This is a genomic window from Roseovarius sp. MMSF_3298, from assembly GCF_030733705.1.
Taxonomy (GTDB): Bacteria; Pseudomonadota; Alphaproteobacteria; order Rhodobacterales; family Rhodobacteraceae; genus Roseovarius; species Roseovarius confluentis.
In genome coordinates this window covers 82,538-95,674 of the sequence record NZ_JASHIN010000010.1, presented here as the reverse complement: position 1 = coordinate 95,674, position 13,137 = coordinate 82,538, and the positions used below count along the sequence as shown (strand labels likewise).

13 protein-coding genes are annotated in these 13,137 nt (G+C 64.4%); 9 read left to right on the top strand and 4 right to left on the bottom strand.

Annotated elements, in window-relative coordinates:
* Positions 1–8: 8 nt before the first annotated feature.
* Positions 9–449, bottom strand: coding sequence for a GNAT family N-acetyltransferase (locus tag RBB18_RS11045; RefSeq protein WP_306112038.1), 441 nt, complete (start codon positions 447–449; stop codon positions 9–11).
* A 148-nt stretch (positions 450–597) separates the two neighbouring features.
* Between RBB18_RS11045 and RBB18_RS11040 the strand changes: the two genes are divergently transcribed.
* Positions 598–1,134: a DUF4168 domain-containing protein gene (locus RBB18_RS11040; protein WP_306112037.1), complete on the top strand. Its 537-nt coding sequence runs from the start codon at positions 598–600 to the stop codon at positions 1,132–1,134.
* Positions 1,135–1,209: 75 nt separating this feature from the next.
* On the opposite strand, the gene RBB18_RS11035 is transcribed toward RBB18_RS11040, so the two are convergent.
* Positions 1,210–1,596 carry a nuclear transport factor 2 family protein gene (locus tag RBB18_RS11035; RefSeq protein ID WP_306112036.1) on the bottom strand — a complete coding sequence of 129 codons (387 nt, stop codon included), beginning with the start codon at positions 1,594–1,596 and terminating at the stop codon, positions 1,210–1,212.
* Positions 1,593–3,572, bottom strand: coding sequence for a protein meaA (locus RBB18_RS11030; protein WP_306112035.1), 1,980 nt, complete (start codon positions 3,570–3,572; stop codon positions 1,593–1,595). Before RBB18_RS11030 ends, RBB18_RS11035 begins: the two co-directional genes overlap by 4 nt.
* Positions 3,573–3,863: 291 nt before the next feature.
* Between RBB18_RS11030 and RBB18_RS11025 the strand changes: the two genes are divergently transcribed.
* The 8 genes from RBB18_RS11025 to RBB18_RS10990 all read left to right on the top strand — a co-directional run bounded on the left by RBB18_RS11025 (position 3,864) and on the right by RBB18_RS10990 (position 12,618).
* Positions 3,864–5,240, top strand: a complete 1,377-nt coding sequence (locus RBB18_RS11025; protein WP_306111416.1) for a 1-acyl-sn-glycerol-3-phosphate acyltransferase — start codon at positions 3,864–3,866, stop codon at positions 5,238–5,240.
* 133 nt (positions 5,241–5,373) lie between these two features.
* Positions 5,374–6,666 (top strand): crotonyl-CoA carboxylase/reductase, encoded by a 1,293-nt coding sequence (gene ccrA / locus RBB18_RS11020; RefSeq protein ID WP_306111415.1) that lies wholly within the window; start codon positions 5,374–5,376, stop codon positions 6,664–6,666.
* 382 nt (positions 6,667–7,048) lie between these two features.
* Positions 7,049–7,774 carry an autoinducer binding domain-containing protein gene (locus RBB18_RS11015; RefSeq protein WP_103763785.1) on the top strand — a complete coding sequence of 242 codons (726 nt, stop codon included), beginning with the start codon at positions 7,049–7,051 and terminating at the stop codon, positions 7,772–7,774.
* A gap of 95 nt (positions 7,775–7,869) precedes the next feature.
* Positions 7,870–8,505 carry an acyl-homoserine-lactone synthase gene (locus tag RBB18_RS11010; RefSeq protein WP_306111414.1) on the top strand — a complete coding sequence of 212 codons (636 nt, stop codon included), beginning with the start codon at positions 7,870–7,872 and terminating at the stop codon, positions 8,503–8,505.
* A gap of 121 nt (positions 8,506–8,626) precedes the next feature.
* Positions 8,627–10,162 (top strand): AAA family ATPase, encoded by a 1,536-nt coding sequence (locus tag RBB18_RS11005; protein ID WP_103763783.1) that lies wholly within the window; start codon positions 8,627–8,629, stop codon positions 10,160–10,162.
* On the top strand, positions 10,159–10,869 hold the full coding sequence (locus RBB18_RS11000; protein WP_103763782.1) for an SDR family oxidoreductase: 711 nt from the start codon (positions 10,159–10,161) through the stop codon (positions 10,867–10,869). Before RBB18_RS11005 ends, RBB18_RS11000 begins: the two co-directional genes overlap by 4 nt.
* 254 nt (positions 10,870–11,123) lie before the next feature.
* The gene (locus RBB18_RS10995; RefSeq protein WP_103763781.1) at positions 11,124–11,468 is read left to right on the top strand and encodes a DUF2794 domain-containing protein; all 345 of its coding nucleotides are present in this window, start codon (positions 11,124–11,126) and stop codon (positions 11,466–11,468) included.
* A gap of 85 nt (positions 11,469–11,553) precedes the next feature.
* A complete protein-coding gene (locus tag RBB18_RS10990; RefSeq protein WP_306111413.1) occupies positions 11,554–12,618 on the top strand; it encodes a pyridoxal phosphate-dependent aminotransferase in 1,065 nt (354 codons plus the stop codon).
* A gap of 37 nt (positions 12,619–12,655) precedes the next feature.
* Here RBB18_RS10990 and RBB18_RS10985 read toward each other — a convergent pair whose 3' ends face one another.
* Complete coding sequence (locus tag RBB18_RS10985; protein ID WP_306111412.1) at positions 12,656–13,111, bottom strand: GNAT family N-acetyltransferase; 456 nt, start codon at positions 13,109–13,111, stop codon at positions 12,656–12,658.
* Between the last annotated feature and the right edge of the window lie 26 nt (positions 13,112–13,137).

Genomic DNA, 13,137 nt, shown 5'->3' with positions numbered 1-13,137 from the left:
GCCTCCTATCAGCGGGTATACTTGATGAACGGCGTCAGCTGGCCGATCCGGTCGTAAAGCTGCCGTGCCTGTGTGTTGAAATCCTGCGTCATCCAGTAGACCGAAGGTGTGCCGTTGGCATCGGCGGCGGCATAGACCGCCTCGATCAGCTTTCGGCCCACGCCGGTGCCGCGCACCGATGGATCGGCGTAGAGGTCCTGTAGATAGCAGGTCTTCTCGACCCGCCAGTTATGCGGGTGAAAGATATAGTGCACCAACCCCACCGGCGTCTCGCCGTCGAGCGCCAGCAGGCCGTTCTGGTCGGTCACCTCGGGGGCGCAGATCCGGGCGAAGGTGGTCTGGTAGACCTCCTCGCTGACGCTGCTTTCGTAGAACTCCAGGTAGGCGGTCCAGAGTCTGCGCCAGTCGGCTTCGTCCTGGGGGGCGATGGGGCGGATGGAAAGGGTCATGCGGCGTGTCCTTCTGGCGCATTCGGCAGTCTGTCGCGTCCGTCCTGCCGATTCCAGCGTTTTTTCGCCGAACGGATTGCAAGACGGCAGGGGACTGGCCATGTGTCACTCAACCGCAAACCAAGACAATCCCGTCGAGGAGACCATAATGATTTCACGTATCGCAATCGCCACCGCATCCGCACTGGCGCTGGGCACTACCGGCTTCGCACAGGAAGCCACGCAAGACACCCAGACCGAAGGCGCGGCCACCGAGACGACCAAGCAGGAGCCGACCAAGTCGCTGGCAAAGATCGAGCCGGCCGAAGGCATCAGCAACGATACGCTGAGCGACGAGAAAGTCGCGTCCTTCGTGCAGGCGCTGGCGGCGGTCAACACCGTGGCCCAGCACTTCGTGCCCCGGATCGAGGCCGAGTCGGATGGCGAGAAGCGCGCCGAGCTGATGGCCTATGCCAACGACTCGATCGTCAACTCGATCGAAGTGATTGCCGACATCACCCCGGCAGAGTTCAAGGCGATCGATATCGCGGCGCAGGAAGATCAGGAACTCAACGACCGGATCATGGCCCAGCTCAAGACCGCCGCTGCTGAAGGCAAGGCGGCGCAGGAAAACGCGGACGATGCCGGTGCCGCGACCGAAGGCGCCGAGGGTGCTGCCGAAACCGAAGAAGAGACCACCGAGTAAGCGCGCCGGTCATCCGGCACGCCGCATGCGTTCCGGGGTCGCGCTCAATCCCTCCGCGGACGACCCCGGGACGCGTCAGAACAGTCCGTTATCGTTGGCTGACTGGCCGGTGATGACCTGCAGGACATCCCAGTGTTCGACGATCTTGCCGTTCTCGTCGAAGCGGAAAATGTCCATCCCCGCGTAATCGTCGCTGCCCGGCCATGTCTGGTGGCAATGCAGCACCACCAGGTCGCCCTCCGCCACGGCGCGGACAAAACGCACATGCTTGCCCGGGTAGTCCCGCGCCATGCGTTTGAAATAGTCGACAAAGGCGTCCTTGCCGTCGGCGACGTGCGGATTGTGCTGTATATAGACGTCGCCCGCAAAACGCGCGATGGCGTCGCGCGGGCGGCATTGATTGAACATCAGATCGTAAAAGGCCATCGCGTTGGCCTTGTTGCGATCCGTCTGATCGGTCATTCCGCCGCGACGGCCTTGGGATCGGCCAGCGTGACGATATCCATCATGATCGTGTTCAGCTCGAAATCCTTCGGCGTATAGACCCGCGCCACGCCCATCTCCAGCAGGCGCTTGGCGTCCTCTTCGGGGATGATTCCGCCGACGATCAGCGGCACATGGCCCAGCCCCGCCTCGCGCATCCGGTTCAGCAGATCCTCGACCAGCGGCATGTGGCTGCCCGACAGGATCGACAGGCCGATCACATGCGCCTCGTCATCGAGCGCGGCGGTGACGATTTCCTCGGGTGTCAGGCGGATGCCTTCATACGCGATATCCATGCCGCAGTCGCGGGCGCGGAAGGCGATCTGCTCGGCGCCGTTGGAATGCCCGTCAAGGCCCGGCTTGCCCATCAGGAATTTCAGGCGGCGGCCCAGCTTGTCGCTGACCGCATCGACCGCGTCGCGGATGTCGTCAAGGCCCTCGGTGCGGTTCGACGGGCTGCCGGAGACGCCGGTGGGGCCGCGATACTGGCCATGGATCTGGCGCATCTGTTCGGCCCATTCGCCTGTCGTGACACCCGCCTTGGCCGCCGCGATGGAGGCGGGCATGATGTTCTCGTTCTTCGAGGCCGCCTCGCGCAGCGCGGCCAGCGCGGTTTTCACCGCGTCGTCGTCGCGTTCCTCGCGCCAGGCGTTCAGGCGGTCGATCTGTTCGGCCTCGGTCGCCGGGTCGACGCGCATGATGCCGCCATCCTCGGATTGCAGCGGACTCGGCTCGGAGGTGGTGAACTTGTTGACGCCCACCACGGTCGTCTCGCCCGCCTCGATCCGGCCAAGACGGTCGGCGTTGCTGTCGACCAGCCGCGCCTTCATGTGTTCGATCGCCCCGATGGCGCCGCCCATGCTGTCGAGCGTCTCAAGCTCCTGCCGGGCGCTTTCCTTCAGCTGCTCGACGCGGGCGTCGACGGCGGGGTTGCCATCGAACAGGTCCTCGTATTCCAGGAGGTCCGTCTCGTAGGCCAGGATCTGTTGCATCCGCATCGACCATTGCTGATCCCACGGGCGGGGCAGGCCAAGCGCCTCGTTCCAAGCGGGCAGCTGCACCGCGCGGGCGCGGGCCTTTTTCGAAAGCGTCACCGCCAGCATCTCGATCAGGATGCGGTAGACGTTGTTTTCCGGCTGCTGCTCGGTCAGGCCCAGCGAGTTGACCTGAACGCCATAGCGGAAGCGGCGGAACTTGGGGTTCTCGACGCCATAGCGGGTTTGCAGGATCTCGTCCCACAGGTCGACGAAGGCACGCATCTTGCACATCTCGGTGACGAAGCGGATGCCCGCGTTGACGAAAAAGCTGATGCGCCCCGCCAGCGCCGGGAAATCCTCCTCGGGCACGCGCGGTTTCAACTCGTCCAGCACGGCACAGGCGGTGGCCAGCGCAAAGGCCAGCTCCTGCTGCGGTGTCGCGCCGGCCTCCTGCAGGTGATAGGAACACACGTTCATCGGGTTCCACTTGGGGATATGGGTGTAGCAGTATTCGGCCACGTCCCCGATCATTTTGAGGCTGGGCTTGGGCGGGCAGATATAGGTGCCGCGGCTGAGGTATTCCTTGATCAGGTCGTTCTGCACCGTGCCTTGCAGGGCGCTGACATCCGCGCCCTGTTCCTCGGCCACGGCGATATAGAGCGCCAGAAGCCACGGCGCGGTGGCGTTGATCGTCATCGAGGTGTTCATCTGATCCAACGGGATCTGGTCGAAAAGCGTGCGCATGTCGCCCAGGTGACAGACCGGCACGCCAACCTTGCCGACCTCGCCCTTGCTGAGGACGTGATCGCTGTCATAGCCCGTCTGCGTGGGCAGGTCGAACGCCACGCTGAGGCCCGTCTGGCCCTTGGCGAGGTTGCCGCGATAGAGCGCGTTCGAGGCCTTGGCGGTGGAGTGGCCCGCATAGGTGCGGATCAACCACGGACGATCCTTGGGGGTGTCATTCTGCATCTGCGACATCAGGCGGCCTCTTGAATCGGTTTGCGCAACTTTCTTTCAACAGGGGCAAACTATTCGGAATTATGTGACGCTGTCAATTCGCTGCGTTGCGGCAATTCGGGGCGGGGTGGGTTACGGTGACCAAATCGCCGTACCGTTTTGAGCCTTGAGCGGTGTCGGTCATCTTATACCGCGCGGAATCAAGGCCGAAGGCCGCCGCGGGATCGCCAGCCCGTCCGGGCGGTCTGGCGATCGCGCGACGTGCGGCGTTTTCCTTTGTACCCCCTCACGCGGGCTGGCATGGTGCGCTGGATGACGCAAACGGTTGAACTTCCCCTCTGGCTGCTGGTGCTGATCCTGCTGTTTGCGGCGGTCACCTTTGCCTCGCATTTCCTGTTCCCCTCGGTGCGCTGGTTTTTCCGCCGCCGGATGGAGCGGGTGGTGAACCGCCTGAACCAGCGGCTGGAACGCAAGATCGAGCCGTTCAAGCTGGCGCGCCGCTATGACATGATCCAGCGGCTGATCTACGACCCCGAGGTCAGCAAGGCCATCGCCGAACACGCGCACGAAAACGGCATCCCCGAGAACGTCGCCTTCGAGAAGGCCAAGAGGTATGCGCGGGAGATCGTGCCCAGCTTTTCCGCGACCGCCTATTTCGGCATCGCGATCCGGCTGGCCAAGTTCTTGAGCACGGCGCTTTACCGCGTGCGCATGGGCCGGTTCGACGAAGAGGGGATCGGCAAGATCAACCCCGACGCCACCGTGATCTTCGTGATGAACCATCGGTCGAACATGGATTACGTGCTGGTCACATGGCTGGCCGCCGAGCAGTCGGCGCTCAGCTATGCCGTGGGCGAGTGGGCGCGGGTCTGGCCGCTCAGCCGGCTGATCCGGACGATGGGCGCCTATTTCATACGGCGCCGGTCGCTCAATGCGCTCTATCGCCGGGTACTGGCGCGCTATGTCGGCATGGCCACCGATGGCGGGGTGACGCAGGCCGTGTTCCCCGAGGGCGGGCTGAGCCTTGACGGGGCGCTGGCCAAGCCCAAGCTTGGCATCCTGAAATACATCATCGAGGAGCGCGAGCCGGACGGGCGCGACGTGGTCTTCGTGCCGGTCGCCGTGAATTATGACCGGGTGTTCGAGGACCGCATCCTGGTGGCCGCGAACAAGGCGGGCAAGCGCCGCTTTGGCGCGCGGATCAGCGTGGTGGGGGGCTTCGTTCTGAAGCAGTTCTGGCTGTGGATCACGCGGCGCTATCACCGCCACGGCTATGCCGCGGTCAGTTTCGGCGCGCCGGTGTCCCTGTCGGCGTTTCAGCGCGAACACCCCGATGCCCCGGTCGAAACCCTGGGCGAGCGCCTTATGGCGCGGATCGGGGAAGAGGTGCCGGTGCTGCCGGTGCCGATGGTCGCCCACGCCCTGCTGGAGGCCGGAACGCCGCTGCCCGAGGCGGAGCTGAAAGAGGTGCTGGCCAGGATGACCGACAGCCTGGGCCAGGCGCATATTCATATCCCGCGCGAGGATCTTGGCTATTCGCTCGAGGCGGGGCTGCGCATCCTGCGCAAGAGGGGGCTCGTCCGCGACACCGCGCAGGGTATCGAGATCGTCCCCGAAGAGTGCGACCTGCTGGTCTATTACGCCAATTCCATCCGACAGTTTTTCGCAGATGCGGCGCAAAAACTCTGATCTTTCTGCACCTGCTGGGTTATAAAATTTCAAAAATACACAAGTCGGCATTGCATTGTTGCGCGATGAAAGTTATTTCAGTGCGGACAGGCGCGATTCTGCATCGCGGCAAACGCATATGAAGGAGGCCCCGATGGCTCTGGACACCGAAACCGGAATTGCGCCCTACGACGCGCCCGAGAAAGACCTCTACGAGATCGGCGAACTGCCGCCCCTGGGGTACGTGCCCAAGCAGATGTACGCCTGGGCCATTCGGCGAGAGCGGCATGGCGAGCCCGACAAGTCCTTCCAGGTCGAGGTGGTGGACACGCCGGCGCTGGACAGCAACGAGGTGCTGGTGCTGGTGATGGCCGCGGGCGTGAACTACAACGGCATCTGGGCCGGCCTGGGCGAGCCGATCAGCCCCTTTGACGGGCATGGCGCGGATTACCACATCGCCGGCTCCGACGCCTCGGGTGTCGTGTGGGCCGTGGGTGACAAGGTGAAGAACTGGAAAGTGGGCGACGAGGTCGTGATCCACTGCAACCAGGACGACGGCAACGACATCCACTGCAACGGCGGCGACCCGATGTTCTCGCCCACGCAGCGGATCTGGGGCTACGAGACGCCCGACGGCTCCTTCGCGCAGTTCACCAACGTGCAGGCGCAACAGCTGATGCCGCGCCCCAAGCACCTCAGCTGGGAGGAAAGCGCCTGCTACACGCTGACGCTGGCCACCGCCTACCGGATGCTTTTCGGCCACCACCCGCACGAGCTGAAGCCCGGTCAGAACGTGCTTGTCTGGGGCGCTTCGGGGGGCCTGGGGTCTTTCGCGATCCAGTTGGCCAACACCGTGGGCGCCAACGCGATCGGCGTGATCTCGGATGAGGACAAGCGCGATTTCGTGATGTCGCTGGGGGCCAAGGGCGTCATCAACCGCAAGGATTTCAACTGCTGGGGCGAACTGCCCAAGGTGAACAGCCCCGAATACAAGGAATGGTTCACCGAGGCGCGCAAGTTCGGCAAGGCGATCTGGGACATCACCGGCAAGGGCAACAATGTCGACGTGGTGTTCGAGCACCCCGGCCAGGCGACCTTTCCGGTCTCGACCCTGGTCTGCAAGAAGGGCGGCATGGTCGTGATCTGCGCCGGCACGACCGGGTTCAACTGTACGTTCGACGTGCGGTACATGTGGATGCACCAGAAGCGCCTGCAGGGCAGCCACTTTGCCCACCTGCAACAGGCCTCGTCGGCCAACCAGCTGGTGGTCGAGCGCCGTATCGACCCCTGCATGTCCGAGGTCTTCCCCTGGGACGAGATCCCGGGCGCGCACATGAAGATGCTGCGCAACGAGCACAAGCCGGGCAACATGGCAGTGCTGGTGCAATCCCCGCGGACGGGTCTGCGCACGGTCGAGGACGTGCTGGACGCCGGTAAGAAAGGTTAACGATTTCTCCCTGACGGGCCGGTTCGGCCCGCATCTGGCCTGCGAATCGGTGCCCCGGTTCGCAGGCTTTTTTCTGCCCCGGAAGCGGAGTTAACGATTCCAGGCGCTTGAAGATCGTGACCTCGCTACATTCGGGGAGGGAAAAAGCGCGAATTCGGCGAAAAAGTTCAACATGCTAAGGTTGAGTTAACCTTTCGTTAACTACTCCCGAAGGAGGCTATTATGCAGAACGAGTGGATACTGGATGTCCTGGCGGATCTCAGAACCTTCGCTCGGCAAAATGGCCTTGGGGTTCTTGCCGAACAGATCGACGACACGAGACTCGTCGCGGCGGCGGAACTGACGTCGAAGGGGACGTCGCCGCGGGAGGGAATGACTGGGTATGAACGTGCAACCGCCACGGCGGCTCGAACCGATTCTCGAAGATCTTGAACATGCCCGCGAACCGGCGGACCTTCAGCAAGTCGCCATGCGCCTGCGCGATCACTTCCGGATCGATCATCTTGTCTATCACTGGGTCAGCGCCGCGGGCGACCAGTATGGGTGCGGCACTTATGATCCGGCCTGGGTCGAGCGCTATGTCGAAAAGGATTACCTGCGCGTCGATCCGGTCATAAAGGGCTGTTACCAGCGGTTTCACCCCGTCGAGTGGAAGCGGCTGGACTGGTCCGGCAAGCCCGCGCAGGCTTTCCTCAAGGAAGCGCAGGATCACGGCCTGGGCAACCAGGGCTACTCGATCCCGTTGCGGGGGCCGAACGGGCAATTCGCGCTCTTCACCGTGAACCACCGATGTGACGACGACGCCTGGGCGGAATTCACCGAGGCGCATCGTCGGGAGTTGATCCTGTGCGCGCATACCTTCAACCAGAAGGCGCTGGAATTCGAGCCTGACCGCGCGCCCGCGCCCGCCCGCCAGCTTTCCCCGCGCGAGGTCGATGCGCTGACGCTGCTGGCGCTGGGCTATGGCCGGGCGCAGGTGGCCGACACGCTGTCGATCTCCGAACACACGCTGCGGGTCTATATCGAATCCGCGCGGTTCAAGCTGGGGGCGATCAACACGGTTCACGCGGTCGCCCGCGCCATCAGCCAGGGTTTGATCGTGATCTGACCTTGCCGGTGTGCGCAACGCGCGGTGCTCCTACAGGCGTTTAAAGATTTGGCGAGAATTTTCCTCTTGTCGTACTGACAGAGGGGAATTCGACCATGCTACGCTATGTTTACGCCGACCAACTTCACCGTTTCACCAAGCTGGCCGACGGTATGTTCCGCGACCGGGCCGACCAGTTCAAGACCCGGCTCGGCTGGGACGTGGCGGTCGATGACAAGGGGTTGGAGCGGGATCAATATGACGACCTCAACCCGCTCTACGTGATCTGGGAAGGGTCTGACGGGCGCCACAAGGGCTCGATGCGGTTCCTGCCCACCACCGGGCGGACGATGATCAACGAGCATTTCACCGATATCCTTGGCGGCAGTACGATCCAAAGCCCGCATATCTGGGAATGCACGCGGTTCTGCCTGGCGCGCGGCGCCGAAAGCCGGGTCGCCGCTGCGCTGATGCTGGGCGGCGGCGAGTTGATGCGCCACTTCGGGGTGCAGCATTTCGCCGGCGTGTTCGACGCGCGGATGGTGCGGATCTATCGCACGATCGGCTCCTCGCCCGAGGTGCTGGGCAGCATGGGTGCAGGCCGCGACCGGATCAGCGTGGGCCTGTGGGAGTTCACCGACGCCGCCCGCGCCCAAGTGGCCTGCCGCGCCGGTATCACCCCGCAACTGAGCGAGCAATGGTTCCGCCGCAGCTTCGGCGACGAGCGCCAGCCTTTCGCACAATCGGCCTGAGCGGGGCGCACCGGAATTTTCGAAAATTCCGGGCCGGAAAATTGCAATTTTCCGATCCGATTTCTTGCAAGAAATCGGCCCCGCGCTGGTGCAGGCCAAGGCGCGGCTGTAGGGTCGCGCCATGTCCCAGACCGCGCTTACATACTCTGACGACCAGGCCGAGGCCCATGACCGCATCGCCGCCGCGCTGCGAGAGGCTGGCGTGGACCTTGACGAGGGGATGCTGACCCCGCCGCGCGAAGGAAAGTCCGGGGTGATGGCCGTTGTCGGCAAGGCCGGATCGGGCAAGACCCTGCTGCTGGCCGCACTCTACCGCGCGCTGGAAGAGGCCGGCGTCGACGTGGTCTCGGGCGACTGGGAGGGCCGCCGCCGCAAGGATCGGCGCACGCTGGCTATCCTTGCCCCCACCAACAAGGCCGCCAGCGTATTGCGAATGCGCGGCGTGCCCGCCACCACGATTCACCGCATCCTGTATACCCCGGTTTACGATCCCGAATACGAGCGCATCGCCGAATGGCTGGCAGGCAACGGCGAGAAGCCCGAGATCGAGGGCCTGACCGAGGAGGCGCTGGAACGTGCGCGGCTGTTCTACGGCACGCACAAGTCCATCCCCGGCGCGCTGGCCGCCGCGGGGCTGCGCGGCAGCGATTTCATCACCGGCTGGAAGCGCCGCGAGGAGCCTTTGGATATCGGCTTCATCGACGAGGCCTCGATGCTGGATGAAAAGCAGTACGAGGATCTGCAGGAGATCTTTCCGACGTTGCTGCTTTTCGGCGATCCCGCGCAGCTTGCCCCCGTGAACCAGTCCGGCTCGATGGTCTTCGACGGGCTGCCCGCGCCCGCCAAGCTGACGCTGAACCGCATCCACCGGCAGGACGCCGACAACCCGATCCTCGACCTGGCGCACGCCTTGGGCGACCCCGAGGTCGGGTTTCAGGATTTCGAGCGGCTGGTCGAACAGAAGGCGGCGCAGGACGACCGCGTGCAATGGGCGCAAAGGGTCGAGGTGGACCTGATGGCGCGCTCGCCCGTCCTTGTCTGGCGCAACGCCACCCGCATCCGCCTGATCAACGCCTTCCGCGCCGTGCATGGCGCGCCCGAGACCGAGTTGCTGGAAGGGGAACCGCTCATTTGCGACGGGCTGGAACTGCCGCTCAAGCACCGCAAGAAACGGCTGGACCTCGAGGCGCGGGGCCTGATCAAGGGAGCGCAGGTGATCTATCTGGGCGCGGGCCGCAAGCCGGGCTTTTCCCGGCTGCACGTCATGGGCGCCGAGGACCCGCGCGTCAGTGCCGCCAGCATCGTCAAGATCGAGAAGCCGGACGAGGAAGAGCCCTTCATCCCCTTCGCCGCCCGCATGGGCGCCACGTTTCTGCATGGCGCGGCGGTGACGATCCACAAGGCGCAGGGCAGCCAATGGCCCGACGTGCAGGTCTTTGCCCCCGACATCTACGCCGCCGCCCGCATGGGCCGCACCGAGGCGGGGCAGCCCTTGTGGAAACGGCTGGCCTACGTCGCCATCACCCGCGCGGAGGAGCGTCTGCACTGGGTGGTGCGCAACCGGCTGTCGAAACCCACCGGCGCCCTGCGCATCGACGACCTGCGGGCGGCGCCCGCGCCGCTGGAACTGGAAATGGAGGCAGAGACAGAGCTATGAAATCCATCCTGATCACCGGCGCCAGCTCCGGCATTGGCCGTGCGACGGCGGAGGCGTTCCTCGACGCCGGGTGGCGCGTGGGGCTGGTGGCCCGCCGCGCCGACCGGCTGAACGAACTGGCGCAGGGGCGCGAGGCGGTGGTTCTGCCAGCAGACGTGACCGATGCGCAGGCCATGGAACGCGCCTTCGAGGCATTTCTGGGAGAGGCAGGGCGTCTGGATGCGGTGTTCAACAACGCCGGCACGTTCGGCCCCTCGACAACGCCGGACGCGGTGACCGTCGAAGAGTTCGACGAGGTCATCGCCGTCAACCTGCGCGGCATGTTCATCACGGCAAGGCTGGCCTTTGCAGCGATGCGCGCGCAGGACCCGCAGGGCGGGCGGATCATCAACAACGGCTCGCTGTCGGCTTATGTGCCGCGGCCCGGTTCGATCTGCTACACCACGTCCAAGCATGCGATCACCGGCATGACCCGCTCACTGTCGCTGGATGGCCGGCCCTTCGATATCGCCTGCGGGCAGATCGACATCGGTAATGCCGAAAGCGAGCTCGTGGCCGGGCTGAAACAGGCCAACCCCGAAATGCACACGATGGACGTGGACAACGCGGCGCGGTCGGTGTTGCACATGGCCGAGATGCCGCCCGAGGCGAACGTGCAGTTCATGACGGTGATGGCGACGAAGATGCCCTACATCGGCCGGGGTTAGGGGGCCACCTTGTTGATCGAGGGCCTATCGCCCCGCGAGATCCCGGATCGGGTTCGGGATGACATGGTTCTTGCAGTTCGACGCCGCGCGTCCGGCCTTTCCCGTGCGCCGTCATCCTCGGGCCGGACCCGAGGATCTCTCGCCCCCCAAGACCCCGGCTCACCTCCGGGATGACAGCGGCACCGCACAGCCGTCACACCCCGCCCCGTCACAAATTCCTTGCCTCGCCACCCTTTTACCGCAACTCTGGTGGCATGACATTCCAACCCACCTCTCCGTTCCCGCCGCAAGGCAGCGCGCAACAGGTGGCCTTCCACCGCACCGAGCTTGCCGCGATCCTGTCGGTCTATGGCCGCATGGTGGCTGCGGGCGAATGGCGCGACTACGGGATTTCCAGCCTGCGCGACGTGGCGATCTTCTCGGTCTTTCGGCGCACCGCCGAAAACCCGCTCTACCGGATCGAGAAACGCCCCAAGCTGCGCGCACGGCAGGGGCAGTACGCGGTGATCGGCATGGACGGGCAGGTGCTGAAACGCGGCCATGATCTGCGCACGGTCTTGCGCGTGCTGGAACGCAAGCTTATCCGCGCGGTGGATTGAGCTTACAGGACAACCCATTACGACCCTGCCCGATTTCCGGCTGGAAACCCATTTCGCCAAGTGGGAATTCAAGGCCCGCCACCACATGACCGCCTCGGACGCCGAGAGCATGTCCCTTCCAGAGCTTCTGGCCATGGCCAGCCCCGAAGACCGGGACGGTTTCGAGCAGATGTGGCTGGGCTATACCGAGACCTTCGGCGCGCCCGACCTGCGCGCGGCCATCGCGGCGACCTACGCGGGGCGGTCCGCCGACAATGTGCTATGTTTTGCGGGGGCAAGCGAAGGCATTTTCGCGGCCAACAATGTGCTGCTGGACAAGGACAGTCACGCCATCGTGGTGACCCCCAACTACCAGTCGCACGAAAGCCTCCCCCTGGCGATCTGCGAAGCGACGGGCGTGCCGCTCGACCCCGACGACAACTGGTCGCTGGATATCGACCGGGTGCGCGACGCGATCCGCCCCAATACCCGCCTGCTGACGATCAACTTTCCGCACAATCCCACGGGCGCAATCCTGCCGCATGACCGGTACGAAGCACTGATCGAGCTTTGCCGCCACCACGGCATCTGGATTTTGCATGACGAGATTTTCAACGGTCTTGGCCCCTCGGACGCCCAGCATCTGCCCTTCATCGCAGATGTCTACGAACGCGGGCTGTCGCTGGGCGTGATGTCGAAATCCTATGGCCTGCCGGGGCTGCGGGTGGGGTGGATCGCGTGCCAGGACCGCGACGTGCTTTCCAAGATGGAGCGGATGAAGCACTACCTGTCGATCTGCAATTCCGGCCCCAGCGAGCGGCTGGCGCTGATCGCCTTGAAGAACCGCGACGCCATCCTTACGCGCAACTGCGCCATCGTGGATGAAAACCTGCCGAAATGGGATGCCTTCTTTGCCCGCCATCCCGACCTCTTCGAGTGGCAGCGGCCCGATGGTGCCTGCATGGGCTTTCCGCGGTATCTGGGTGCCGACGGCGTCGAGGAATTCGCCCGCAAGCTGGTGGAAGAGGCGGGCGTTCTGCTGTTGCCCAGCACGATCTACCGCTCCGACCTTGGGTCGACGCCCACCGACCGCTTCCGGCTTGGGTTCGGGCGGCGCGGGCTGGACGCCAGGCTGGCGGCGATGGAGGCGCACCTGGCGCGCACCGGCTGATCGGCGCCCCACAAAGTTCGTACGAATTTTGTGGGGCCTACCGCAAATCGTACACCAGGCGTGGCAGCATCCGGTCCGGCATCGCCTCGGACGGGGCGCTGCCTGCCGCGCGGCAGCCCATGGCGGAAAAGAACGGCACCGCGCCGGGATCCGACTCGATGATCATTTCCGTGGCCCCCATGTCGCGGGCCTTTTGGACCGCCCATGTGAACAGCCGCCGCCCCGTGCCCTTACCCATATGCGCGGGGTCGACGAAGAGCTTTTGCAGGTAACAGCCTTCTCGCCTGTTCGAAACCTGTACCATGCCCAGAAGTGTTCCACCCTCGACCTCGGTGATCGTCGAAGTGCCCTGCAAATCCGCCGCGGTCAGCGTCAGGACGGGAACGCAGGCGGCCAGGAACTCCGAGTCATACCCCCAATAGGCCTTGGACCGCAGACAAAGCACCGTCAGGTCGTCGAGGTCTCGCGAGGAAGGGCGGCGCAATTCAGGCATGATGCAGTATATACCAAAAACGGGCG